Raw genomic sequence first — 22,846 nt, 5'->3', positions numbered from 1 at the left:
GCACGGGAGGCCCGTCCCCGGCCGGGGACGGGCCTCCCGCCTTCAGCGCAGCAGCAGTTGGACGATGGCGGCGGTGCCGACGACGACGATGAGGGCCCGCAGCAGGCGCGGACTGAGCCGGCGGCCCACCTTCGCCCCTATCTGCCCACCGATCGCGGAGCCCACGGCGATGAGCACGACGGCCGTCCAGTCGAAGTCCGCGACGAAGAGGAAGAAGAGTGCCGCGACGCTGTTGACGACGGCGGCGAGGACGTTCTTGACGGCGTTGAGCCTCTGCACGGTGTCGTCGAGCAGCATGCCCATGAGGGACAGGTAGATGATCCCCTGGGCGGCCGTGAAGTAGCCGCCGTAGACGCTGGCGAGCATGAGTCCGGTGAACAGGAGCGGCCCGCCGTCGGGACGGGCGGGCGTGCCGGTGCGGTCGCGGCGCCGCTGGACCGCCTTGCTGATGCGGGGCTGCAGGATGACCAGGACGAGTGCGAGTGCCACCAGGACGGGGACGATCGTCTCGAAGGCCGTGGAGGGCAGCGCCAGCAGCAGTGTGGCGCCGGTGAGGCCGCCGATGAGGGCTGCGACGCTCAGCTTGAGGATGCGGCGGCGCTGGCCGGCGAGCTCCTTGCGGTATCCGATGGCGCCGCTGACCGACCCCGGGATCAGTCCGAGGGCGTTGGAGACCGTGGCGGTGACCGGGGGCAGCCCGGTGGCGAGCAGGACGGGGAAGGTGATCAATGTGCCTGAGCCGACGATGGTGTTGATCGTCCCGGCGCCGACTCCGGCCGCGAGGACCGCGAGCATTTCCCAGATGGACAAGGCCATCTCCTTCGATGGTCAGTGACGCCTCCCCGCCATGAAGGTCGAGGGGCCTCACCGATCATGCCCGAAGGTGTGGGCCGGTCAGTCGACCGGGGGCTGCTCCCGGCGCTCCTGACCGGTGTTGAAGCCGGGGACGCCTCCGCCGAGGTTGCCGAAGGCCCCACTGAGACCCTTCAGCGCGTCGCCGATCTCGCTGGGGACGATCCAGAGCTTGTTGGCGTCGCCCTCGGCGATCTTGGGGAGCATCTGGAGGTACTGGTAGGAGAGGAGCTTCTGGTCCGGGTCCCCGGCGTGGATGGACTCGAAGACCGTACGGATGGCCTGGGCCTCGCCCTCGGCACGCAGGGCGGACGCCTTCGCCTCGCCCTCCGCGCGCAGGATCGCGGACTGCTTCTCGCCCTCCGCGGTGAGGATGGCGGACTGCCTGATGCCTTCGGCGGTGAGGATGGCGGCGCGCTTGTCACGGTCGGCGCGCATCTGCTTCTCCATCGAGTCCTGGATGGAGGTGGGCGGCTCGATGGCCTTGAGCTCGACGCGGTTGACACGGATGCCCCACTTGCCGGTGGCTTCGTCCAGGACTCCGCGCAGCGCCGCGTTGATCTCCTCGCGGGAGGTCAGGGTCCGCTCGAGGTCCATGCCGCCGATGATGTTGCGCAGGGTCGTGACGGTGAGCTGCTCGATCGCCTGGATGTAGCTGGCGACCTCGTAGGTCGCGGCGCGGGCGTCGGTCACCTGGTAGTAGATGACGGTGTCGATGTTGACGACGAGGTTGTCCTGGGTGATCACCGGCTGGGGCGGGAAGGGGACGACCTGTTCGCGGAGGTCGATCCGGTTACGGATCGAGTCGATGAACGGGACGACGATGTTCAGCCCGGCGTTGAGCGTGCGGGTGTAGCGGCCGAAGCGCTCCACGATGGCGGCACTGGCCTGCGGGATGACCTGGATCGTCTTGATCAGGGCGATGAAGACGAGCACCACCAGAATGATCAGGACGATGATGATCGGTTGCATCGTGTGCCTCGTGCCCTTCGGTTGCCGACGGATCGCGATGTTCGCGGTCGAACGGTCACAACGGTCCCGTTCCTTATGACAGTTGCGGTCTCATGATGATCGACTTCGAGTGTGGCAGACCGTGGCCTGCCGTGGGACGGGTTCGCTCACATGACGACGGCCGTCGCACCGTCGATGTCCACGACATCGACCTGGCGGCCCGGTTCGAAGCTCTGGTCGCTGTCGAGGGAGCGCGCGGACCAGACCTCACCGGCGAGCTTGATGCGGCCGCCGCTGCCGTCCACGCGTTCCAGGACGACGGCCTGACGGCCTTTCAGGGCGTCGATGCCGGTGGCGTGCGGGGCCTGGCTCGCCCGGTGCCGGGCGGCGATCGGGCGTACGACGGCGATCAGCGCCACCGACACCACGACGAAGACGAGTACTTGGGCGACGATGCCACCGCCGAGGGCCGCGACGACGGCCGCGGCCACCGCTCCGACGGCGAACATCCCGAATTCGGGCATCGCGGTCAGGACGAGGGGGATGCCCAGTCCCACCGCGCCGATCAGCCACCACACCCACGCGTCGATGTCCACCCGGTCATCGTAGGGCGCCGGTCACCTCCGCCGACAGGGCGCCGGGGAAGCGGCTGCCGGGCAGGAGTCAGGAGAGGGGCAGCCCGCGGGCCGTGTAACGGTCGCCGTGGTGCTCGACGACGAGCGGCAGGCCGAAGCAGAGGGAGAGGTTGCGGGAGCTGAGCTCGGTCTCCATGGGGCCGGCGGCGAGCACCTTGCCCTGCCGGATCATCAGGACGTGGGTGAAGCCGGGCGGGATCTCCTCGACGTGGTGGGTCACCATGACCATGGAGGGGGCGTACGGGTCGCGGGCGAGCCGTCCCAGGCGGCGGACCAGGTCCTCGCGGCCCCCGAGGTCGAGGCCCGCGGCGGGCTCGTCGAGCAGGAGCAGCTCGGGGTCGGTCATCATGGCGCGGGCGATGAGGGTGCGCTTGCGCTCCCCCTCGGAGAGGGTGCCGAACTTCCGGTCGAGGTAGTCGCTCATCCCGAGCCGGTCGAGGAAGGCCCGGGCGCGCTCCTCGTCGACGGCCTCGTAGTTCTCGTGCCACGTGGCGGTCATGCCGTAGGCGGCGGTGAGGACCGTCTGCAGGACCGTCTGGCGCCTGGGGAGCTTGTCGGCCATGGCGACCCCTGCCATGCCGATGCGGGGGCGGAGCTCGAAGACGTCGGTGCCGACGCCACCGAGCTGTTCGCCGAGGACCTTGGCCGTGCCGGTGCTCGGGAAGAGGTAGCTGGACGCGATGTTGAGGAGGGTGGTCTTTCCGGCGCCGTTCGGGCCGACGATGACCCAGCGCTCCCCCTCCTTGACCGACCAGGAGACGTCGTCCACCAGAGCGCGTCCGTCGCGGACCACTGATACGTCCACCAGCTCCAGTACATCGCTCATGGCGCGTTGTCTCCCCATGCAGTGTCGAGATCGTCGCGTGCCTGCGGGCACAGCTCCCAGGGAAAACCTACGCCACCCGGAGAGTGCTCAGGCCCGGGGGCTGTTCCCTAGGCTGTTCCCATGCTTTCGGAACCACGCTCAGGGCGGCTCGCCGCATGGGGAAACGCGCTTCTGTCGGGACTTGTGTCGCCGGACGACGCGGCGCTCGCGATCGTCGGTGAGGACGCGGTGCACCGCGTCGAGGGTCTGCCGGGTGAGGCGGGGCCCGTCGGGCTCACGCTGGCACTCGGACGGCTGAGGGGGCTCGGTGCGACCGGTTACCGGGTCGCGCTGCCGGTGCCCGGCCATCCGCTGGGGCTCAGCGGGCCACCGGCCTTCAACGCGCGTGCGCTGGAGGCGGAGGAGGCGGTGGTCACGTCCGGGGCACCGTACGGGCTCGTACCGGAGGTGACCGAGGTGGGGCCCGCCGGGGACCTGCACGTCGAGGTGGTGTGGCACTGCCTGCCGGTACGGGAGGCGCCCCCGGCCGACGTGCCGTCGCTGGGCGAGGCGGAGCGGGAGCTCGCCGAGGCGCTACGGGACGCGACGGCGGTGCTGTCCCGGCTGGATGTCGCCGGTTCCGGCCCGGTCGCGGAGGCGGCGGTGGACGCGTACCGGGCGCGGGCGGAGCGGGGACGGGAGGTGCTGGCCCCCGGCTACCCGCCGCGCGCCGTACGGGTGCTCGAGCTGGCCCAGCGGGTGGGGCTGCTGGTCTCGGTGGCTCACGAGAACGGCCCCGGGGGCGCGGTGAGCGCTTCGGAGATCGCGGCCCGGGGCGAGGCGCTGCGGCCGGTGGAGCGGGTGGCCCGGCGGGCCCAGGTCGCGGCGTACAACGCGTATGTGGAGGAACGGGGGCGGTAGGCGCCGGTAGCCGGGCGGGCTGGAGGGGCCCGCCCGGTGGCGGTGTGCGGGGTGCGGGTCAGCCGTTCAAGGCCGACGTCGCCGAGGGCCGGGTCGAGCAGGCCCACCGCGTCGACGGTGGTGCCGGCCGCGTTCACCGGGACGTGCACCGGGGCCTGCGCGAGATCGCCCGAGGCGACGCCCGGGGAGCCGACGGCCGTGCCGTGGGCGCCTGCGTCCTCGTGGCCCGCGGCGGAGGCGGCCCCGGCACCCTCGGCGACGAGGCCGCGGGTGCCGGGCCGGGCCGCTTGCCCGGTCAGCCGGCCGCCCCGTGCCGGACGGCCCAGAGCGCGGCCTGGGTCCTGTCGGACAGATCCAGCTTCATCAGGATGTTCGACACGTGTGTCTTGACGGTCTTCTCCGACAGCACCAGAGCCCGGGCGATCTCCCGGTTGGAGCGGCCGTCGGCGATGAGCCCGAGCACCTCGCGCTCCCGTTCCGTCAGCGTGCTCCCCCGGCCCGTACCGCTCCCGGCGTCCTCCTGGGCGAGGAGCGCGTCGGCGACCTCCGGCTGCAGCAGGACGTGCCCGGCGTGGACGGAGCGGATGGCACCGGCCAGGGCGTCCGGGTCGACGTCCTTGTACACGTAGCCCGAGGCGCCGGCGCGCAGGGCGGGGACGACCGTGCGCTGCTCGGTGAAGCTCGTGACGATCAGTACCTTGGCGGGATTCGCGAGTTCCCTGAGCCGGCGCAGGGCCTCGATGCCGTCGGTGCCCGGCATCTTGATGTCCATCAGGACGACGTCGGGCCGCAGCTCCTCGGTCCTCGCGACGCCCTCGGCCCCGTCCGAGGCCTCCCCCACGACCTCTATGTCGTCCTGGATCTCCAGGAAGGTGCGCAGGCCGCGCCGGACCACCTGGTGGTCGTCGACCAGCAGCACCCTGATGATCTTGTCAGCCACAGGGGATCTCCATCCGGATCGTGGTGCCTTTGCCGGCCTCCGAGGCGACCGTGAGCCTGCCGCCGACACTGCCCGCCCGGTGCCGCATCGAGACGAGGCCCAGATGCCGGCCCGCGCGCCGGACCGCGTGGACGTCGAAGCCGCGGCCGTCGTCGGTGATCCGCAGCACCGTCGCGGAGGCCTCCCGGCCGAGTGTGACGGAGACCCGCTCGGCGCCCGAGTGGCGCAGGGCGTTGTGCAGGGCTTCCTGTGCGACCCGGAGCAGCGCCTCCTCCTGGGCCGAGGGCAGCGCGCGTACACCGCTGCTCCCGAAGGTGACCCGGGCGCTGTGGGCCCGGTCCATGACGCGGATCTGGGTGCGGAGCGTGGCGACCAGGCCGTCCTCGTCCAGGGCCGCGGGGCGCAGCTCGACCACGGCGGCGCGCAACTCGTCCACGGCCTCCGCGGCCAGCGTCGCCACCTGCTGGAGCTCGCCCTTGGCCCGGGCCGGGTCCCGGTCGACGAGGGCGGCGGCGGCCTGGGCGGTCAGCCGGAGCGAGAAGAGCTTCTGACTGACGGCGTCGTGCAGCTCGTGGGCGAGTCTCGAGCGCTCCTCGGCGATGGTGAGCTCGCGGCTGCGCTCGTACAGCCGGGCGTTGGTGAGGGCGATCGCCGCGTGCTGGGCGAGGATGCCCAGGAGCTCTTCGTCCTCCTCCGTGAACCCGCAGCCGCCCTGCGGCCGGGGACACCGCTTGTTGGCGAGGAAGAGCGCGCCGATGATCTCGTCGCCGTCCTGGATGGGCAGGCCGAGGAAGTCGGACATGTCGGGGTGGGCATCGGGCCAGCCGCCGAAGCGCGGGTCCTCGCGGACGTCGGCGAGCCGCTCGGGCTTCGCCTCGTGGAGCATCGCGGCGAGGATGCCGTGCTGCCGGGGCAGCGGGCCGATGGCCTTCCACTCCTCGTCGCTGACCCCGTCGACGACGAATTGCGCGAAGCCGCCGTGGTCGTCGGGGACACCCAGGGCCGCGTACTCGGCGTCCAGCAGTTCGCGGGCGGACGCGACGATCGTCTTGAGGACGTCCCGCATCTCGAGGTGCCGGCTCATGGCGAGCAGCGCGGCGCTGACCGCGGCGAGGCCCGACGGTGGGCGGTGGCTCATGCCTTCACCGTACCGGCGGGCAGCCGGCCGCCGTATCCGCCTGTGGACGGCCGAGGAGTGGGGCTGTGGACCTAGGGCTCCTGGTCCCGGCACGTGCCACGGGCCGACGGCACTGCTGTGCGCGCCCCGGAGGCGGCGGTGGGCGAGAGCCGTCTCCGCCTCCGGCGCGAGTCCGGGGGCGTCCGCCTCCTCCCGCCTCAGAGGGACGCTGACTCTCCGCATTACACAAGCAACATTTCGTGAGGTCGGAGGGCCCCGCATGTGAGCCGAGGCATAGGACCCACATCACTTACGAAGACGGATAGTTGTCCCAAAACGGTCAATACGGCAGTGCTCAAAACGGACAAGGACGCATGAACAGCTCCCTCTTCCACTACCCGGCTTCGTACGTCACACCTTTGCCAGGCCATTTTGCTGGCGCTAAGAATTGCATCTGTCCCCGACGGAGATGCGCCCCGGCGCTTCCGTCCGCGTCCTCGCCGAGGACTCCTGCTATTCGAAGAGGTACGACTGTATGTCTGTCTCCCGCATCACCAGCCGTAACCGTCGCCTGAACAAGGCGCAGAAGCTCTCCGTCGCGGGTGTTTCCACCCTGGCCGCCGCCGCTCTCGCGTTCTCGCTCGTCCCGGACGACGCTTCGGCGACGACCGAGCCGCAGGCCGCCGCAGGCGCGCCGGTCGTGTTCGCCGGTACGCCGCAGACCAAGACCGTGCAGGCCAGCATCATCGAGCAGCACTCCACCGCCGAGCAGCTGGTGAAGGCCGCCGACTCGGCCAAGGCCAAGGCCGCCGCAGCCGAGAAGAAGGCCGCGGACAAGGCCGAGGAGAAGGCCAAGGCCGTGGCCGAGGCCAAGAGCAAGGCCGCTGCCGAGAAGAAGGCGAAGGCCGCGGCCGACGCGAAGAAGCGTTCCGCCGAGAAGGCCAGCCGTTCGGCCGCCCGCAAGCCGGTCTTCGCCGACAACCTCGACGGCTGGATCCGCGAGGCCCTCTCGATCATGCACAAGAAGAACATCCCCGGCACGTACGAGGGGCTGCACCGCAACATCATGCGTGAGTCCAGCGGCAACCCGCGTGCCATCAACAACTGGGACATCAACGCGATCAACGGCGTCCCGTCCAAGGGCCTGCTGCAGGTCATCAAGCCGACCTTCGACTTCTACCACGTCAAGGGCACCAAGCACGACCAGTACGACCCGGTCGCCAACATCACCGCCGCCGCCAACTACGCAGCGGACAAGTACGGCTCGATCGACAACGTCGACAGCGCGTACTGAGCCACGCACCGAGCGAGGCCTGGCAGAGCAGCCGACCCGCCGGTCCGCAGCGTCGCGTGACCGGCCGGCACATGCCGAAGGGCGGCACCCCGTGGGGTGCCGCCCTCGGGCGTTTCCGGGTCCGGCGCGGCCCCGGTGCGTTACTTGCGCATCACCTCGGGCTCGTGGCGGCGCAGCATCCGTGAGACCGCGACGAACAGGACGGCGCTCATGAGGAACATGACCGCGATGTTGATCCCCCACTGCCCGGCCGAGTGCTCCCAGAGGGGGTCCAGGTCGGTCGGGTTCTTCGGATCCCACGGCGGCATGAGGTGGGCGAGGTCCAGCGTGGTGCCGGCCGCGGCGACCGCCCAGCGCGACGGCATGAGCCAGGCGAACTGCTCCAGGCCCGGGGAACCGTAGACCTGGAAGAGCACACCGGTGAAGACGACCTGGACGATGGCGAACATGACGAGCAGCGGCATCGTCTTCTCGGCGGTCTTCACCAGCGCGGAGATCAGCAGGCCGACCATCATCGAGGTGAAGCCGAGCACGATGATCGACAGGCAGATCTCCACGGCGGGGGGCATGAACAGGCCCTCCTCCGGCAGCTCGCGGGTGGAGAAGCCGATCCCGCAGATGATCACGCCCTGGAAGGCGGTGATCACGCCGAGGACGATCACCTTGGACAGCAGGTAGGCGGAACGGGAGAGGCCGGTGGCCCTTTCCCGTTCGTAGATGACCCGCTCCTTGATCAGTTCTCGTACGGAGTTCGCCGCGGCGGCGAAGCACATGCCGACCGCGAGGATCAGCATGATGGTCCCGGCCTTGCCGTTGAACCGCGACGGCGGATCGGGCTCCGCGAGACCGAACTCCGCCGGGATGACCACGCTGACCACGCCGAGTACGGCAGGCAGCAGCACCATCAGGAGGAGGAAGCCCTTGTCGGAGGCGATCACCGAGACGTACCGGCGCATCAGCGTCCACAGCTGGGCCGCCCAGCCCGACGGCTTCGGCGGGCGCATCTGCTGCGGCGAGGGCATGTGGACGGGCTGCGCGGCCACGGCGTCGATGTCCGCGGCGTACATCTGGTAGTGCTGGGAGCCGCGCCAGCGGCCCGCCCAGTCGTAGTCGCGGTAGTTCTCGAACGCGGAGAAGACGTCCGCCCAGCTGGTGTAGCCGAAGAAGTTCAGCGCCTCCTCGGGCGGGCCGAAGTAGGCGACGGAACCGCCGGGCGCCATCACCAGCAGCTTGTCGCAGATGGCCAGCTCGGCCACGGAGTGCGTGACCACGAGGACCGTACGACCGTCGTCGGCGAGACCGCGCAGCAGCTGCATGACGTCACGGTCCATGCCCGGGTCGAGGCCGGAGGTCGGCTCGTCCAGGAAGATCAGCGACGGCTTGGTCAGCAGCTCGAGGGCCACGGAGACGCGCTTGCGCTGGCCTCCGGAGAGCGAGGTGACCTTCTTGTCCTTGTGGATGTCGAGCTTGAGCTCGGCGAGGACCTCGTGGATCCGGGCGGTGCGCTCGGCCTCGGTGGTGTCCGCGGGGAAGCGGAGCTTGGCGGCATACCTGAGGGCCTTGGTGACCGTGAGTTCCTTGTGCAGGATGTCGTCCTGGGGGACGAGGCCGATGCGCTGCCGCAGCTCGGCGAACTGCTTGTACAGGTTCCGGTTGTCGTAGAGGACGTCGCCCTGGTTGGCGGGCCGGTAACCGGTGAGCGCCTTGAGCAGGGTGGACTTGCCGGATCCCGACGGCCCGATGACCGCGACCAGCGACTTCTCCGGGACGCCGAAGGAGACGTCCTTGAGGATGTCCTTGCCCCCGTCGACCGTCACCGTCAGGTGGCGGGCCGAGAAGGAGACCTCGCCGGTGTCGACGAACTCCTCCAGCCGGTCCCCGACCAGCCGGAAGGTCGAGTGACCGACGCCGACGATGTCGTTCGGGCCGATGAGCGCGGAGCCGGACTTGCTGAGCGGCTGGCCGTTGACGTACGTGCCGTTGTGGGATCCGAGGTCCCGGATCTCGAAGCGGCCGTCCGGCGTCGCACGGAATTCGGCGTGCAGGCGCGAGACCTGCAGGTCCGAGACGACCAGCTCGTTCTCGAGCGCGCGGCCGATGCGCATGACGCGCCCGAGATCCAGCTGGTGGAACGTGGTCGGACTGCGGTCGCCGTAGACCGGAGGCACCCCCGCACCGCCGCCGCGCCCGCCCGCTCCCGGCACCGGGCCGGGGCCACCCTGCTGGTGCGGGACCGGCGGTTGGTACACCTGCTGCTGCGGCTGCCCCTGCGGCCAGGCGGCCTGCTGCTGCACCGGTGCCTGCCGGCCCGGGGCGCCGCCGTGCTGCTGCGGCTGCGCGGGAGCCTGCTGCGCCCCCGCCGCCTGCCCGCCGGCGACCCCCGCACCGGCCGCGGCGGTGAGGCTCAGCCGCGGGCCGTCGGTGGCGTTTCCCAGGTGCACCGCAATGCCCGCGCCGATCTCCATCTGCTGGATCCGCCGGCCCTGCACGTACGTGCCGTTGGTGCTGCCGTGGTCCTCGACGAACCAGCTGCGGCCGTTCCAGCTGATCGTGGCATGGCGCCACGACACCCGCGCATCGTCGATCGTGAGGTCGCCCTGCGGATCGCGTCCGAGGGTGTACGGCCTGGACGGATCGAGCGTCCAGGTCCTGCCATTCAATTCCAGTACGAGTTCCGGCACTCCGCGCCCCACTAGTTGTCCCCCGTGTCGCCCCCGTCGCAGGGAGCCTAGGGATGCTGAACATCGTGGGGAACTATTCCAGGAGCGGTCCCGGAACGGAAAGCCGGGCGGCGTGAAGACCGCGCGGAGGCCTCGGTATCCGCCGTCCGGCCGGGGAAGATACCGGTGCGGAGTGCCGCAACCGGGGCAGCCCGCACCCGGCCGTGGTGCGCCGGTCGCGGTCCCGTCACAGTCTGTCCGCCACTCGGGACGGGCTTCGGCGGCCCCGCGCACGACCTATACGGTGGGTCCCACCATGAGCGCACCTCAGCCCCCTCAGCCTCCCCGGTCCCCTGAGCTTCCTGAGCCCCCTCAGGGCCCGGAGACGCCCACGCTTCTCGTCAAGATCTTCGGGAAGGACCGTCCGGGCATCACCGCCGGACTCTTCGACACCCTGGCCGCCTATGCCGTCGACGTCGTGGACATCGAGCAGGTCGTCACCCGTGGACGTATCGTCCTGTGCGCCCTGGTGACCTCCCCGGCCGCGGGCGGTACGACCGAGGGCGACCTCCGGGCGACCGTGCACAGCTGGGCGGAGTCGCTGCGGCTGCAGGCCGAGATCATCTCCGGCACGGGTGACAACCGGCCCCGTGGCGTCGGCCGTTCCCATGTGACGGTGCTGGGTAACCCGCTGACCGCGCAGGCCACGGCGGCCATAGCGGCCAGGATCACCTCGAGCGGTGGCAACATCGACCGCATCTTCCGCCTGGCCAAGTACCCCGTCACCGCCGTCGAGTTCGCGGTGTCCGGCACCGGGACGGAGGAGCTGCGGACCGCTCTCGCGGTCGAGGCGGCCGGGATCGGCGTCGACATCGCCGTGGTGTCGGCCGGGCTGAGCCGCCGGGCCCAGCGGCTGGTCGTGATGGACGTGGACTCCACACTCATCCAGGACGAGGTCATCGAACTCTTCGCGGCGCACGCCGGCTGCGAGGACGAGGTCGCCGAGGTGACCGAGCGGGCGATGCGCGGCGAGCTGGACTTCGAGCAGTCCCTTCACGCACGCGTGGCGCTGCTCGCGGGGCTCGACGTGTCGGTGGTGGAGAAGGTACGGGCCGAGGTGCGGCTCACCCCGGGGGCCCGGACCCTGATCCGTACGCTGAAGCGGCTGGGCTACCAAGTGGGCGTGGTCTCGGGCGGTTTCACCCAGGTCACCGACGACCTCAAGGAGCGCCTGGGGCTGGACTTCGCGTCCGCCAACACCTTGGAGGTCGTCGACGGCAAGCTCACGGGCCGGGTCGTGGGCGACGTCGTGGACCGGGCCGGCAAGGCACGTCTGCTGCGCAGTTTCGCGGAGCAGGCGGGGGTCCCGCTGGCACAGACGGTGGCGATCGGTGACGGCGCGAACGACCTGGACATGCTGAACACGGCCGGTCTGGGTGTCGCGTTCAACGCGAAGCCGGTGGTCCGCGAGGCCGCCCACACAGCGGTGAACGTCCCCTTCCTGGACACCGTGCTGTATCTGCTGGGGATCACCCGCGAGGAGGTCGAGGCCGCCGACGGCCTGGTCGACTGAGCGCATCGCGCATGACAAGGCCCCGGCACAGCGACTGTGCCGGGGCCCCGTCATGCGAACGAACCGGTGGGGGGTACGGCGCGCCGGGGCTCGGGGATACGGCGCGCTCGACGGGGACCCGCCTCAGTCGTTCGGGGTCCAGTACTCGACGAGTGTGCCCACGCCGTGTTCCAGGTTCTTCCAGGAGCCGGAGAACTCGACGACGGCGTAGGCAGCGGTGGGGAACCCGTCCTTGGTCATCCGGGCGAGCGTGTCCCCCTCGCCCCGGCCGGAAAGGGCGTCGGCCACGCCGTGCATGCCCGGGTTGTGGCCGATGACCAGGAGGTTTCGCACCTCGTCGGAGGTCTCGTCGAACAGGGCGATCAGTTCGCCGAGGGAGGCCTCGTACAGCCTCTCCTCGTACACGGTCTTCGGGCGCTGCGCGAACTCGTGGACCGCGAGCTTCCAGGTCTCGCGGGTCCTGACGGCGGTCGAGCACAGAGCCAGATCGAAGACGGTGCCGGAATCGGCGAGCTTGCGGCCGGCGACGGGGGCGTCCTTGCGTCCCCGTTCGGCGAGGGGCCGCTCATGGTCGGACTGCTGCGACCATTCCGCCTTTGCGTGCCTGAGAAGGACGATCCTGCGAGGTGTGTCGGCGCTCATACACCTCAGCTTCGCACGAATTGCGCGTCCGGGCGCAGGGTGTTGGCGTGCTCGCCCGGTGCGGGTGACACAAGCCGTGCGACGTGCCCGTCCGCCTGTTCGGGACCGTCGCGCGGGCAGCGGCTCCGCTCAGGCGGACAGCAGCTCCAGGACGCGCCCGAGCAGCCGTCCGACGGCGGGATCGCCGGCCGCGGCCTGTGCCTGGCCGGGCCCCGCGATCAGCAGCAGGAGCGCGGCGAAGGCGAGCGCGGGCAGCGCGACGGCCCACCACGGCAGCCGGATCTCGACGGTGTCCGAGGCCGCGCGGTGGGTCCGGGTCTGTGTACGGGCCGACATGTCCGCCTCCGTGGGTCCTCGGCTCTCTGATACGGAGAACCTACGGAAGAACGGGGGGCGGCCCCATCCGGTGATCCACCCAGTCGACCCTGAACCTGCCCCCCTAGGGGACGGGGGGCCAGCCCTACCACCGGGGGGGCCAGCCCTACTACCCGGGGGGTCAGGGGGAGGCGATCGTGGCGATCACACCGATGATCACCGAGATGAGGAGCATCGCCCCGAACACGAGGAGAAGCTTCTTCTGACCGTTCTGGGGATGCGGATCGAGCACTGGCATGTGCCCAGTCTCGCATCTCAGCATTCGTCCTCGATCGTCCGGTCCCGCCCGGCGAGTACGCCTGCCGCCATCTGCGGGATCATGAGGGCCGCCATCAGCCCGATCGGCAGGCCCCAGCCTCCGCTGTGCTGGTAGAGCACGCCGACGAGGAGCGGGCCGGGGATCGAGAGCAGATAGCCGGTGGACTGCGCGAAGGCCGAGAGCCGGACCACGCCGGCGCCGGTGCGGGACCGCATCCCGATCATGGTGAGGGCGAGCGGGAAGGCGCAGTTCGCGACGCCCAGCAGCACGGCCCAGAGCCAGGCGCCGCCCGCGGGGGCGAGGTAGAGGCCGGCGTAGCCGAGGAGGCCGCAGCCTCCCAGGACGAGGACGATCGGGCCTTGGTTCCGCAGCCGGGCGGCGGCCCGGGGGATGACGAAGGCGAGGGGCACGCCCATGGCCATGGTCACGGCCAGCAGGACTCCGGCGGTCCCTGCCGAGATGCCCGCGTCGCGGAAGATCTGCGGCATCCAGCCCATGGTGATGTAAGCGGCCGTGGCCTGGAGACCGAAGAAGCAGGCCAGGGCCCAGGAGGTCCGGCTGCGGGTGATCCTGAGCGCGGGGGCCGGCGGGAGCTGCTCCGCGGGCTTGCCGGACGCGCCGTCGCGGTCCCGTACGAGCGGGAGCCAGGGCACGATCGCGACGGCGGCCAGCGCCGCCCAGACGACGAGGCCTGTCTGCCAGCTGCCGCCCAGCGCGTTCGTCATGGGCACGGTCAGAGCGGCCGCGAGCGCGGTGCCGAGTGCCAGGGCCATCGAGTACAGGCCGGTCATGCTGCCGACCCGGTCGGGGAACCAGCGCTTGACGATGACGGGCATCAGGACGTTGCTGACGGCGATGCCCATGAGGGCGAGGGCGCTGGCGGCGAGGAAGCCCGCCGTACTCCCGGCGAACGGGCGGATCAGCAGGCCGGCAGCGATGGCGGCCATGCCCGCGCAGACGATGGCGCCCGGGCCGAACCGGCGGGCGAGCCGTGGTGCCATGAAGCCGAAGAGCGCGAAGCAGAACGGCGGTACGGACGTGAGGACGCCGGCGACGCTGCCGCTCATGTGGAGCCCGTCCCGCACCTCTTCGAGGAGGGGGCCGAGGCTGGTGATGGCGGGCCGGAGGTTGAGCGCGGCCAGGACGAGACCCACGACGACCAGGCGCGGCAGCCACGGGGCGGGGCCGGTGGCGGGAGCCGGGGCGGGCGGGTGCGCGCCGCGGGTGGGCGTGGGGCTCAGGGTCGCCGGGGTCTCGTCGTGGGACATGGGACCCATCATAGAATCATGGGATGATTGATTGTCCACTCCCGGCACCTCCCGCCTGAGAGAATCCGGCACACGCTTCACGGACCCGAACAAGGAGCATCATGGCGCTGACGTCTCCGCGGCGTTCGGCTCTCGCCGACCAGGTGATTGCCCAGCTGAGGAATCAGATCACTTCGGGCGAGTGGCCCGTGGGCTCGCGCATCCCGACCGAACCCGAACTGGTGGAGCAGCTGGGGGTCGCCCGCAACACGGTCCGTGAGGCCGTACGCGCTCTGGCGCACAACGGGCTGCTGGACATCCGTCAGGGCTCCGGCACGTACGTGGTCGCCACGAGCGAGCTGGCCGGCGTGATGCAGCGCCGGTTCGCCGACGCCGATCCCCGTCATGTGGCCGAGCTGCGCTCCACGCTGGAGTCGTCGGCGGCCCGGCTCGCCGCCCTGCGGCGCACGGACCGGGACCTGAGGCAGCTGGACGCGCTGATGGCGCGGCGCGAGGCCACCTGGGCCGCCGGGGACGCCGAGGCGTTCGTGGCCGCCGACGCGACGCTGCACCTGGCCGTGGTCGCCGCATCCCACAACGACGTGCTGACCGAGCTCTACGCCGATCTGAACGACCTGCTCCGCGACTACCTGCGCGAAGACGTCGGGCCTGAGCTGCGGCCCGAGCAGTACATGGACCACGCACGGCTGGTGGAGGCGATCCGGGCAGGTGACACGGAGACGGCGGCCGCCGAGGCCGCGAGCCACGCACTGAACTGCCTGCGGGAGCGCGCCTGACAGGGCGGGCCCCGGCTGCGGGAGCGCGCCTGACAGGGCGGGCCCTGCCTGCGGCGCCGCGTCAGCCGTCGTGGTGGCTGACCCAGGCCGAGCCGACCTCTTTCCAGCAGCGGTCCTCGAGCCTGACGGTCGCACCCGGCCGCACCGCCACCGGCTTGCCGTCGGCGTCCACGTCCCACCAGCGGGCGCACTCGGTGTGGAGCTGGACGACATCGGTGGTGGGGTACGGGTTGTGGCAGTAGGCGACGACCCGGGAGCCCGCGACCGACGTACGGCATTCGGATCCCGAAGGTTCGGGGGCCTTCGCGGCGGGTGCCGCCGCCCCGCTCCCCACCCGGCCGGCCGCGCTCACGGCGACCGGGGCGAGGAGACCGGCGACGACCGCCGCTGCGGCCATCAGGGCCCAGGTCCGGCGGCGCGTGGTGCGCGGGTCCCGGGTTCGGCGATGTGTGGAGCGCACAACCGTCTCCTCCCCACAGCCTGACCGGCCGGACCGAAAGTCCGGTTCCACCACATTCTGCGGTGGAACAGCCCGCTTTTCGACTCGAGAGGCCGCAGCGGCGAACCCGGGGACGCACGACGGCCGCGTGCCGCCCCGGTGAGGGGCGGCACGCGGCCGTGCGTTCGTGCGTGGGGTCAGGCGCCCATCATGTGCACGCCGCCGTCGACGTGGATGATCTCGCCCGTCGTCTTCGGGAAGAAGTCCGAGAGCAGCGCGACGACGCCGCGGCCGGCCGGCTCCGGGTCGGCCATGTCCCAGGCCAGCGGCGACCGGGTGTTCCAGACCTCCGCGAGGTCGCCGAAGCCCGGGATGGACTTGGCGGCCATCGAGCCGATGGGACCCGCCGAGATCAGGTTGCAGCGGATGCTGTCGCCGCCGAGGTCGCGGGCGAGGTAGCGGGAGGTCGCCTCCAGAGCCGCCTTGGCCGGGCCCATCCAGTCGTACTGGGGCCAGGCGAACTGCGCGTCGAAGGTGAGACCGACGATCGAGCCGCCGTCCGCCATCAGCGGCTTGCAGGCCATGGCGAGGGACTTCAGCGAGAACGCCGATACGTGCATCGCGGTGGCGACGGACTCGAAGGGCGTGTTCAGGAAGTTGCCGCCGAGCGCGTCCTGCGGCGCGAAGCCGATGGAGTGCACGGCTCCGTCCAGCGAGCCGAGCTCGTCCTTGACGAGCCCCGCGAGCCGGTCGAGGTGCTCGTCGTTGGTCACGTCGAGCTCGATGACCTTGGCGGGCTTCGGGAGCTTCTTGGCGATGCGCTCGGTCAGTGTCGGCCGGGGGAAGGCGGTCAGGATGACCTCGGCGCCCTGCTCCTGGGCCACCTTCGCGGTGTGGAACGCGATGGACGACTCCATCAGCACACCCGAGATGAGGATGCGCTTGCCGTCGAGAATTCCGCTCATGGTGATCAGTGACCCATGCCCAATCCGCCGTCAACGGGAATGACGGCTCCAGTGATGTACGACGCGTCGTCGGATGCGAGGAAGCGCACCGCGGCGGCGATCTCGGCGGGCTGCGCGTAGCGGCCGAGCGGCACCTGCGAGACGATGCCCTTGCGCTGCTCGTCGGTGAGCGCCTGGGTCATGTCGGTGTCGACGAACCCGGGTGCGACGACGTTGAACGTGATGTTCCGCGAGCCGAGCTCACGGGCCAGCGACCGTGCGAAGCCGACCAGGCCCGCCTTGGACGCGGCGTAGTTGGCCTGTCCCGCCGAGCCGAGGAGGCCGACGACGGAGGAGATCAGGACGACACGGCCCTTCTTGGCACGGAGCATCGCACGGTTGGCGCGCTTGACGACGCGGAAGGTGCCGGTGAGGTTGGTGTCGAGTACGGAGGTGAAGTCGTCCTCCGACATCCGCATCAGCAACTGGTCCTTGGTGATACCGGCGTTGGCGACCAGCACCTCCACCGGACCGTGCTTCTCCTCGATCTCCTTGTAGGCCTGCTCCACCTGCTCGGTATCGGTGATGTCGCACCGGACCGCGAGAACCCCGGCTTCGGTGAGCGCCTGGGGCGGCTCGCCGGAACGGTAGGTGATCGCGACCTTGTCGCCGTTGTCGGCGAAGGCGCGGGCGATGGCGAGGCCGATGCCCCGGTTTCCTCCGGTGACGAGAACCGAGCGGCTCAACAGATCACCCTTTCCTTGACGGTCTGATACCTCGAAAACCTATCGGTACCACCGGCCGTACAAGGAATCGGCCTCCGACAGTGGCTTCCGCGCGGCGCTGTCGGGTTCCTACAGCCTGTTCTGCAGGCCCCCCGGGTGACCAGGGAGTCGTGGGCTCCGCCGGCGGACCGCCGTCCCCCGTCGCCCTCCCCCCGCAAACCGGTAGCCGCCCGATGACCGTCCGCTCCATGATTCACTGCCAGAACTGTCAAAGGAGGGGAGCCCTTCGTGGCCCACGAGGTAGATCAGTCGTTCCTGGCCCTGCCGCTGCGTGCCCTCGCCGACGCGGCGCTCGCCCGCGCGCGGGCGCTCGGCGCCGTACACGCCGATTTCCGGTTCGAGCGGGTGCGCGGCGCCTCCTGGCGGCTGCGGGACGCCCGGCCCTCCGGGACGTCGGACACCACCGACCTCGGGTACGCGGTGCGGGTGGTGCACGGCGGGGCATGGGGGTTCGCCTCCGGGGTGGACCTCACGATGGACGCCGCGGCGAAGGTGGCCTCGCAGGCCGTCGCCATGGCGAAGCTGTCGGCGAAGGTGATCGCGGCGGCGGGCTCCGACGAGCGCGTCGAGCTGGCGGACGAGCCGGTGCACGGTGAGCGGACCTGGGTGTCGGCCTACGAGGTCGATCCGTTCTCCGTACCGGACGAGGAGAAGGCGGGGCTGCTCGCCGAGTGGAGCTCACGGCTGCTGGCGGCGGACGGGGTGGCCCATGTGGACGCCTCGCTGATGACCGTGCACGAGAACAAGTTCTACGCGGACACGGCCGGTACGGTCACCACGCAGCAGCGGGTGCGGGTCCATCCGCAGCTGACCGCCGTTGCCGTGGACGGCACGACCGGCGAGTTCGACTCGATGCGGACCATCGCGCCGCCCGTGGGCCGGGGCTGGGAGTACCTGACCGGCACCGGCTGGGACTGGGACGCCGAGCTGGAGCGGATCCCCGGTCTGCTGGCCGAGAAGATGCGGGCGCCCGGCGTCGAGGCGGGGACGTACGACCTGGTCGTCGACCCGTCCAACCTGTGGCTGACCATCCACGAGTCGATCGGCCACGCCACCGAGCTGGACCGGGCGCTGGGCTACGAGGCGGCGTACGCGGGGACCTCCTTCGCCACGTTCGACCAGCTGGGGAAGCTGGCCTACGGCTCTCCCGTGATGAATGTGACCGGTGACCGCACCGCCGAGCACGGTCTCGCGACGGTCGGGTACGACGACGAGGGCGTCGAGGCCCAGTCGTGGGACCTGGTGAAGGACGGGACGCTGGTGGGCTACCAGACGGACCGGCGCATCGCGAAGCTGACGGGCCTCGGCCGCTCCAACGGCTGCGCCTACGCGGACTCGCCGGGCCACGTCCCCGTGCAGCGCATGGCGAACGTGTCGCTGCAGCCGGATCCGGGCGGGCTCTCCACGGAGGATCTGATCGGCGGGGTGGAGCGCGGGATCTACGTGGTCGGCGACCGGTCCTGGTCGATCGACATGCAGCGCTACAACTTCCAGTTCACCGGGCAGCGCTTCTTCCGGATCGAGAACGGCAGGCTGGCAGGTCAGCTCCGGGACGTGGCCTACCAGGCGACGACCACGGACTTCTGGGGCTCGATGGAGAAGGTCGGCGGCCCGCAGACGTACGTCCTGGGCGGCGCGTTCAACTGCGGCAAGGCCCAGCCGGGTCAGGTCGCCTCCGTCTCGCACGGCTGCCCGTCCGCCCTCTTCCGAGGCGTGAACATCCTCAACACGACGCAGGAGGCCGGACGATGAGCCGCGTCAGCAAGCCGTACGAGATCGTCGAGCGCGCACTCGAGCTGTCCACCGCGGACGGTTGCGTGGTCATCGCGGACGAGAACTCCTCCGCCAATCTGCGCTGGGCCGGCAACGCCCTCACCACGAACGGGGTGACGCGGGGCCGGACCCTGACGGTGATCGCGACCGTGGACGGCGCGCAGGGGACGGCGTCCGGTGTGGTGTCACGCTCGGCCGTGGCCGCCGGCGACCTGGAACCGCTCGTACGGGCCGCGGAGGCCGCCGCCCGCGGCGCCGGGCCGGCCGAGGACGCGCAGCCGCTGGTCTCCGGGGTGCCGGTGTCCGCCGATTTCACCGAGGCTCCGGCCGAGACCGGTTCCGACGTGTTCGCCGACTTCGCTCCGGCGCTCGGTGACGCCTTCGCCCGCGCCCGCGCCGGCGGCCGTGAGCTGTACGGCTTCGCCCATCACGAGCTGAGCTCCACCTACGTGGGTACGTCGACGGGGCTACGGCTGCGCCACGACCAGCCCAACGGGACGCTGGAGCTGAACGCCAAGTCCCCCGACCGGACACGGTCCGCCTGGGCGGGCAGGGCGACCCGGGACTTCAAGGACGTCGACCCGGCCGCCCTGGACGCCGAGCTCGCGCAGCGCCTGGGCTGGGCGGAGCGCCGGATCGAGCTGCCGGCCGGGCGGTACGAGACGCTGCTGCCGCCCACCGCGGTGGCTGACCTGCTGATCTACCAGTACTGGTCGGCCGGGGCCCGGGACGCGGCGGAGGGCCGCACGGTGTTCTCCCGGCCCGGTGGCGGTACGCGGCTGGGCGAGACGCTCTCCCCACTCCCCCTGACCCTGCGCAGCGACCCGCACGCGCCGGGACTGGAGTCCGCCCCGTTCGTGATCGCCCACGCGTCGGGCGACGGGGCCTCGGTCTTCGACAACGGGCTGCCGCTGGCCCCGACCGACTGGATCAAGGAGGGCCGGCTGGAGCGGCTGACCACGACCCGGCACTCCGCCGGGCTGACCGGCCTGCCGGTCGCCCCCGCCATGGACAACCTCGTCCTGGACGGCGGCGGTGAGCGTTCCCTCGAGGAGATGGTGGCCGCGACGACCGGGCGGGCCTTGCTGCTGACGTGCCTCTGGTACATCCGGGAGGTGGATCCGGCGACGCTGCTGCTGACCGGGCTGACCCGGGACGGCGTCTATCTGGTGGAGGACGGCGAGGTCGTCGGCGAGGTGAACAACTTCCGGTTCAACGAGTCGCCGGTCGGGCTGCTGTCGCGGGCGTCGGAGGCGGGCCGGACGGAGAAGACGCTGCCGCGCGAGTGGGGCGACTACTTCACCCGGGCCGCCATGCCCGCGCTGCGCATCCCCGACTTCCACATGAGCTCGGTCAGCCGGGGCGTATGACCCCCATAGACTGACCGGACACCCGATCGAGCCCAGTCGAACCCTCAGAGGAGAGAAACGACCGTGACGGACATCGTCGACGAGCTGAAGTGGCGCGGGCTGTTCGCCCAGTCCACTGACGAGGACGCCCTGCGCAAGGCTCTCGCGGACGGCCCGGTCACGTTCTATTGCGGTTTCGACCCGACCGCGGCGAGCCTCCACGTCGGCCACCTGGTGCAGGTGCTCACGATGCGCCGCCTCCAGCTGGCCGGGCTCAGGCCGCTCGCCCTGGTCGGCGGGGCCACCGGTCAGATCGGTGACCCGCGGCCGACCGCGGAGCGGACGCTGAACGACCCGGAGACCATCGCCGCGTGGGTCCAGCGGCTGCGTGGGCAGATCGAGCCCTTCCTCACCTTCGAGGGACCGAACGCCGCCACGATGGTGAACAACCTGGACTGGACCGCGGGTCTGTCCGCGATCGAGTTCCTCCGGGACATCGGCAAGCACTTCCGGGTCAACAAGATGCTCACCAAGGATTCCGTCGCCCGTCGGCTGGAGTCCCAGGAGGGCATCAGCTACACGGAGTTCAGCTACCAGCTGCTGCAGGGCATGGACTTCCTGGAGCTGTACCGGCGTCACGGCTGCACCCTCCAGCAGGGTGGCAGCGACCAGTGGGGCAACCTCACGGCGGGCATCGACCTGATCCACCGCCTGGAGCCCGGCGCCACCGTGCACGCGCTGGCGACCCCGCTGATGGTCAAGGCGGACGGCACCAAGTTCGGCAAGTCCGAGAGCGGGGCCGTCTGGCTCGACCCGGAGATGACCACGCCTTACGCGTTCTACCAGTTCTGGCTGAATGTGGACGACCGGGACATCTCGACGTACATGCGCATCCTCAGCTTCAAGAGCCGCGAGGAGCTCGAGGAGCTGGAGAAGCTCACCGAAGAGCGCCCGCAGGCGCGTTCGGCGCAACGGTCACTGGCCGAGGAGCTGACGACTCTGGTGCACGGCGGCGCGCAGTGCGCGGCGGTCATCGCGGCGTCGAAGGCGCTGTTCGGCCAGGGCGAGCTCGGTGAGCTGGACGAGGCGACGCTGGGCGCCGCCCTGTCCGAGGTGCCGCACGCCCGTGTCGCCGAGCTGGGCCCGGTGGTGGACCTCCTGGTCGAGGTCGGACTGTCGGCCAGCAAGTCGGCCGCCCGCCGCACGGTCAAGGAGGGCGGGGCCTACGTGAACAACGCGAAGGTCACGGACGGGGAGGCCGCCCCGGCCCCCGAGGAGCTGCTGCACGGACGCTGGCTGGTCCTGCGCCGGGGCAAGAAGAACCTCGCCGCCGTCGAGGTCACCGCCGGCTGATCCGGATCACTCCGGCCGGCCACCGGAACGCGGCGCTGCGGCCGGCCACGCATCACGCGTGGCCGGCCGCGGTGCCGCGTCGCCCGGTTCAGGTCCTCTGCCGGCTGCCCCGGTGCCCCCGGATCGTCTGCCAGAGCATGTCGCCGACGCCGACGACGACCACGGCGCCGATCAGCTGCAGCACGTGACGCGTCCAGTCGATGCCCTTGGTGTCGTTGACACCGATCCAGGTCGCGACTGCGTTACCGAGGATGCTGCCGAGAATACCGAAGACCACCGTCAGCCAGAGGGGGATGTCCTGCTTGCCCGGCAGGATCGCCCGGGCGATCAGACCCAGCACCAGACCCACGATGATTGCCCACAACCAATGCATGTCGCCTCCTCGCGCGGCGCGGTGTGCGCACGTCCAGCCAGTCTCGGCCAGGGGGACGTACGACGCATGCCGGACAGGTCCGTACGAGGTACGGCGGGGACGATCCGGTCCGGTGGGCGCGCCCCGCTCTCGAACGCGGCGGATCGCGGGCGTACCGTGGAAGCGGCCCGGTCCAGGGAGTCCGGCACAGCGATCTGGTGGTGGAACATGATGCGGAAGCAAGGTGGCGCGGAGGTCTTCCGGATCACGGGGGCGCGGCAGGGACTTGCCGACGACGTGCGCGGCAGGCAGCGGCGCTACATCATCTCGATGTCCGTCCGGACCGTTTCCGTGGTGCTGGCCGCGACCCTGTGGAACGTCGAGAGGCATGTGGCGGTGGTGGCGCTCGCGCTGGGCGTCCTGCTCCCCTATGTCGCAGTGGTCATCGCCAACGCGGGCCGCGAGAACGCGCCTTCGCTCCCCTCGACCTTCGTGCCCGCACCGATGCGTCCGGCCCTCGGCGCCACCCCTGCGGCAGGCGCCCCTGAGCCCGCTCCGGAGCCCGGAGCGGGCGGTCGCGCCGGGGATCCGCAGGGGACCGGCTGAGCGGCCGGGGGCCCCGAAAGCTCAAGAAAAGCTCAGATCAATCATGAGGTTCCGGTGCACCGCACCCAGGTCCCCGTGACATACTTCGTACGCGCTCCGCATCCCCCGTCGGAGCGACGGACCGACGCCGGGCAGCTCCCCCCGTGGCTGCCCGGCGTCGCCCTTTCTCCGGCGGGG

General features: G+C 70.9%; 23 protein-coding genes and 1 pseudogene. 8 read left to right on the top strand and 16 right to left on the bottom strand.

Annotated elements, in window-relative coordinates:
- Positions 1-42: 42 nt before the first annotated feature.
- The 4 genes from QFZ58_RS28300 to QFZ58_RS28285 all read right to left on the bottom strand — a co-directional run bounded on the left by QFZ58_RS28300 (position 43) and on the right by QFZ58_RS28285 (position 3,264).
- A complete protein-coding gene (locus QFZ58_RS28300; protein WP_307127727.1) occupies positions 43-810 on the bottom strand; it encodes a sulfite exporter TauE/SafE family protein in 768 nt (255 codons plus the stop codon).
- Positions 811-894: 84 nt separating this feature from the next.
- Complete coding sequence (locus QFZ58_RS28295) at positions 895-1,824, bottom strand: SPFH domain-containing protein (protein WP_307127726.1); 930 nt, start codon at positions 1,822-1,824, stop codon at positions 895-897.
- A gap of 146 nt (positions 1,825-1,970) precedes the next feature.
- Positions 1,971-2,399, bottom strand: a complete 429-nt coding sequence (locus QFZ58_RS28290) for an NfeD family protein (RefSeq protein ID WP_307127725.1) — start codon at positions 2,397-2,399, stop codon at positions 1,971-1,973.
- A gap of 67 nt (positions 2,400-2,466) precedes the next feature.
- Positions 2,467-3,264: an ABC transporter ATP-binding protein gene (locus QFZ58_RS28285; protein ID WP_307127724.1), complete on the bottom strand. Its 798-nt coding sequence runs from the start codon at positions 3,262-3,264 to the stop codon at positions 2,467-2,469.
- A 120-nt stretch (positions 3,265-3,384) separates the two neighbouring features.
- Between QFZ58_RS28285 and QFZ58_RS28280 the strand changes: the two genes are divergently transcribed.
- Positions 3,385-4,164 carry a hypothetical protein gene (locus QFZ58_RS28280; protein ID WP_307127723.1) on the top strand — a complete coding sequence of 260 codons (780 nt, stop codon included), beginning with the start codon at positions 3,385-3,387 and terminating at the stop codon, positions 4,162-4,164.
- A gap of 68 nt (positions 4,165-4,232) precedes the next feature.
- Here QFZ58_RS28280 and QFZ58_RS28275 read toward each other — a convergent pair.
- The 3 genes and pseudogenes from QFZ58_RS28275 to QFZ58_RS28265 all read right to left on the bottom strand — a co-directional run.
- Positions 4,233-4,463, bottom strand: a pseudogene (locus tag QFZ58_RS28275) (chaplin); the annotation flags it as partial.
- Positions 4,460-5,104 (bottom strand): response regulator transcription factor, encoded by a 645-nt coding sequence (locus tag QFZ58_RS28270; RefSeq protein WP_307127722.1) that lies wholly within the window; start codon positions 5,102-5,104, stop codon positions 4,460-4,462. The gene QFZ58_RS28270 and the pseudogene QFZ58_RS28275, both read right to left, overlap by 4 nt.
- Positions 5,097-6,242, bottom strand: a complete 1,146-nt coding sequence (locus QFZ58_RS28265; RefSeq protein ID WP_307127721.1) for a GAF domain-containing sensor histidine kinase — start codon at positions 6,240-6,242, stop codon at positions 5,097-5,099. The genes QFZ58_RS28270 and QFZ58_RS28265 overlap by 8 nt, the downstream gene beginning before the upstream one ends.
- Before the next feature lie 514 nt (positions 6,243-6,756).
- On the opposite strand from QFZ58_RS28265, the gene QFZ58_RS28260 reads away from it, so the two are divergent.
- Complete coding sequence (locus QFZ58_RS28260) at positions 6,757-7,515, top strand: transglycosylase SLT domain-containing protein (RefSeq protein ID WP_307127720.1); 759 nt, start codon at positions 6,757-6,759, stop codon at positions 7,513-7,515.
- A 140-nt stretch (positions 7,516-7,655) separates the two neighbouring features.
- Here the strand turns inward: QFZ58_RS28260 and QFZ58_RS28255 are convergent, their stop codons facing one another.
- Positions 7,656-10,208: an FHA domain-containing protein gene (locus QFZ58_RS28255; RefSeq protein WP_307127719.1), complete on the bottom strand. Its 2,553-nt coding sequence runs from the start codon at positions 10,206-10,208 to the stop codon at positions 7,656-7,658.
- 283 nt (positions 10,209-10,491) lie between these two features.
- Between QFZ58_RS28255 and serB the strand changes: the two genes are divergently transcribed.
- On the top strand, positions 10,492-11,748 hold the full coding sequence (gene serB, locus QFZ58_RS28250) for a phosphoserine phosphatase SerB (RefSeq protein ID WP_307127718.1): 1,257 nt from the start codon (positions 10,492-10,494) through the stop codon (positions 11,746-11,748).
- Positions 11,749-11,871: 123 nt separating this feature from the next.
- Here the strand turns inward: serB and QFZ58_RS28245 are convergent, their stop codons facing one another.
- The 4 genes from QFZ58_RS28245 to QFZ58_RS28230 all read right to left on the bottom strand — a co-directional run bounded on the left by QFZ58_RS28245 (position 11,872) and on the right by QFZ58_RS28230 (position 14,292).
- Positions 11,872-12,390: a histidine phosphatase family protein gene (locus tag QFZ58_RS28245; RefSeq protein WP_307127717.1), complete on the bottom strand. Its 519-nt coding sequence runs from the start codon at positions 12,388-12,390 to the stop codon at positions 11,872-11,874.
- Positions 12,391-12,519: 129 nt separating this feature from the next.
- Positions 12,520-12,726: a hypothetical protein gene (locus tag QFZ58_RS28240; RefSeq protein WP_307127716.1), complete on the bottom strand. Its 207-nt coding sequence runs from the start codon at positions 12,724-12,726 to the stop codon at positions 12,520-12,522.
- A gap of 160 nt (positions 12,727-12,886) precedes the next feature.
- A complete protein-coding gene (locus QFZ58_RS28235) occupies positions 12,887-13,003 on the bottom strand; it encodes an SGM_5486 family transporter-associated protein (RefSeq protein WP_307127715.1) in 117 nt (38 codons plus the stop codon).
- A 17-nt stretch (positions 13,004-13,020) separates the two neighbouring features.
- The gene (locus QFZ58_RS28230; protein WP_307127714.1) at positions 13,021-14,292 is read right to left on the bottom strand and encodes an MFS transporter; all 1,272 of its coding nucleotides are present in this window, start codon (positions 14,290-14,292) and stop codon (positions 13,021-13,023) included.
- Between the two features lie 101 nt (positions 14,293-14,393).
- Between QFZ58_RS28230 and QFZ58_RS28225 the strand changes: the two genes are divergently transcribed.
- Positions 14,394-15,068, top strand: a complete 675-nt coding sequence (locus tag QFZ58_RS28225) for a FadR/GntR family transcriptional regulator (protein ID WP_307127713.1) — start codon at positions 14,394-14,396, stop codon at positions 15,066-15,068.
- A gap of 61 nt (positions 15,069-15,129) precedes the next feature.
- Here QFZ58_RS28225 and QFZ58_RS28220 read toward each other — a convergent pair whose 3' ends face one another.
- The 3 genes from QFZ58_RS28220 to fabG all read right to left on the bottom strand — a co-directional run bounded on the left by QFZ58_RS28220 (position 15,130) and on the right by fabG (position 17,197).
- Positions 15,130-15,465 carry a hypothetical protein gene (locus QFZ58_RS28220; RefSeq protein ID WP_307129018.1) on the bottom strand — a complete coding sequence of 112 codons (336 nt, stop codon included), beginning with the start codon at positions 15,463-15,465 and terminating at the stop codon, positions 15,130-15,132.
- Positions 15,466-15,704: 239 nt separating this feature from the next.
- Positions 15,705-16,472, bottom strand: a complete 768-nt coding sequence (gene fabI / locus QFZ58_RS28215) for an enoyl-ACP reductase FabI (RefSeq protein ID WP_307127712.1) — start codon at positions 16,470-16,472, stop codon at positions 15,705-15,707.
- 5 nt (positions 16,473-16,477) lie between these two features.
- Positions 16,478-17,197, bottom strand: coding sequence for a 3-oxoacyl-[acyl-carrier-protein] reductase (gene fabG / locus QFZ58_RS28210; RefSeq protein ID WP_307127711.1), 720 nt, complete (start codon positions 17,195-17,197; stop codon positions 16,478-16,480).
- Positions 17,198-17,464: 267 nt separating this feature from the next.
- Between fabG and QFZ58_RS28205 the strand changes: the two genes are divergently transcribed.
- The 3 genes from QFZ58_RS28205 to tyrS all read left to right on the top strand — a co-directional run bounded on the left by QFZ58_RS28205 (position 17,465) and on the right by tyrS (position 21,711).
- On the top strand, positions 17,465-18,988 hold the full coding sequence (locus QFZ58_RS28205) for a TldD/PmbA family protein (protein ID WP_307127710.1): 1,524 nt from the start codon (positions 17,465-17,467) through the stop codon (positions 18,986-18,988).
- A complete protein-coding gene (locus QFZ58_RS28200) occupies positions 18,985-20,379 on the top strand; it encodes a metallopeptidase TldD-related protein (RefSeq protein WP_307127709.1) in 1,395 nt (464 codons plus the stop codon). Before QFZ58_RS28205 ends, QFZ58_RS28200 begins: the two co-directional genes overlap by 4 nt.
- Before the next feature lie 63 nt (positions 20,380-20,442).
- On the top strand, positions 20,443-21,711 hold the full coding sequence (gene tyrS, locus QFZ58_RS28195; protein ID WP_307127708.1) for a tyrosine--tRNA ligase: 1,269 nt from the start codon (positions 20,443-20,445) through the stop codon (positions 21,709-21,711).
- 88 nt (positions 21,712-21,799) lie between these two features.
- Here the strand turns inward: tyrS and QFZ58_RS28190 are convergent, their stop codons facing one another.
- The gene (locus tag QFZ58_RS28190; protein ID WP_307127707.1) at positions 21,800-22,084 is read right to left on the bottom strand and encodes a GlsB/YeaQ/YmgE family stress response membrane protein; all 285 of its coding nucleotides are present in this window, start codon (positions 22,082-22,084) and stop codon (positions 21,800-21,802) included.
- Positions 22,085-22,291: 207 nt separating this feature from the next.
- Between QFZ58_RS28190 and QFZ58_RS28185 the strand changes: the two genes are divergently transcribed.
- Positions 22,292-22,669 (top strand): DUF3099 domain-containing protein, encoded by a 378-nt coding sequence (locus QFZ58_RS28185; RefSeq protein ID WP_307127706.1) that lies wholly within the window; start codon positions 22,292-22,294, stop codon positions 22,667-22,669.
- The last annotated feature ends 177 nt before the right edge of the window (positions 22,670-22,846 follow it).

It is taken from the genome of Streptomyces sp. B1I3 (genome assembly GCF_030816615.1).
Classification (GTDB): Bacteria; Actinomycetota; Actinomycetes; order Streptomycetales; family Streptomycetaceae; genus Streptomyces.
Note: the sequence above shows the minus strand (reverse complement) of the source record. Positions and strands in the feature narration are given on the sequence as shown.

What these genes read in the sequence shown, in the direction of transcription:
- QFZ58_RS28185 (WP_307127706.1), top strand. Translation starts at nt 22,292, where the DNA reads ATGATGCGGAAGCAAGGTGGCGCGGAGGTCTTCCGGATCACGGGGGCG.
- QFZ58_RS28235 (WP_307127715.1), bottom strand. Translation starts at nt 13,003, where the DNA reads ATGCCAGTGCTCGATCCGCATCCCCAGAACGGTCAGAAGAAGCTTCTC.
- QFZ58_RS28280 (WP_307127723.1), top strand. Translation starts at nt 3,385, where the DNA reads ATGCTTTCGGAACCACGCTCAGGGCGGCTCGCCGCATGGGGAAACGCG.
- QFZ58_RS28225 (WP_307127713.1), top strand. Translation starts at nt 14,394, where the DNA reads ATGGCGCTGACGTCTCCGCGGCGTTCGGCTCTCGCCGACCAGGTGATT.
- QFZ58_RS28265 (WP_307127721.1), bottom strand. Translation starts at nt 6,242, where the DNA reads ATGAGCCACCGCCCACCGTCGGGCCTCGCCGCGGTCAGCGCCGCGCTG.
- QFZ58_RS28230 (WP_307127714.1), bottom strand. Translation starts at nt 14,292, where the DNA reads ATGTCCCACGACGAGACCCCGGCGACCCTGAGCCCCACGCCCACCCGC.
- QFZ58_RS28285 (WP_307127724.1), bottom strand. Translation starts at nt 3,264, where the DNA reads ATGAGCGATGTACTGGAGCTGGTGGACGTATCAGTGGTCCGCGACGGA.
- QFZ58_RS28220 (WP_307129018.1), bottom strand. Translation starts at nt 15,465, where the DNA reads ATGGCCGCAGCGGCGGTCGTCGCCGGTCTCCTCGCCCCGGTCGCCGTG.
- QFZ58_RS28240 (WP_307127716.1), bottom strand. Translation starts at nt 12,726, where the DNA reads ATGTCGGCCCGTACACAGACCCGGACCCACCGCGCGGCCTCGGACACC.
- QFZ58_RS28245 (WP_307127717.1), bottom strand. Translation starts at nt 12,390, where the DNA reads ATGAGCGCCGACACACCTCGCAGGATCGTCCTTCTCAGGCACGCAAAG.
- QFZ58_RS28295 (WP_307127726.1), bottom strand. Translation starts at nt 1,824, where the DNA reads ATGCAACCGATCATCATCGTCCTGATCATTCTGGTGGTGCTCGTCTTC.
- QFZ58_RS28190 (WP_307127707.1), bottom strand. Translation starts at nt 22,084, where the DNA reads ATGCATTGGTTGTGGGCAATCATCGTGGGTCTGGTGCTGGGTCTGATC.
- serB (WP_307127718.1), top strand. Translation starts at nt 10,492, where the DNA reads ATGAGCGCACCTCAGCCCCCTCAGCCTCCCCGGTCCCCTGAGCTTCCT.
- fabI (WP_307127712.1), bottom strand. Translation starts at nt 16,472, where the DNA reads ATGAGCGGAATTCTCGACGGCAAGCGCATCCTCATCTCGGGTGTGCTG.
- QFZ58_RS28200 (WP_307127709.1), top strand. Translation starts at nt 18,985, where the DNA reads ATGAGCCGCGTCAGCAAGCCGTACGAGATCGTCGAGCGCGCACTCGAG.
- QFZ58_RS28260 (WP_307127720.1), top strand. Translation starts at nt 6,757, where the DNA reads ATGTCTGTCTCCCGCATCACCAGCCGTAACCGTCGCCTGAACAAGGCG.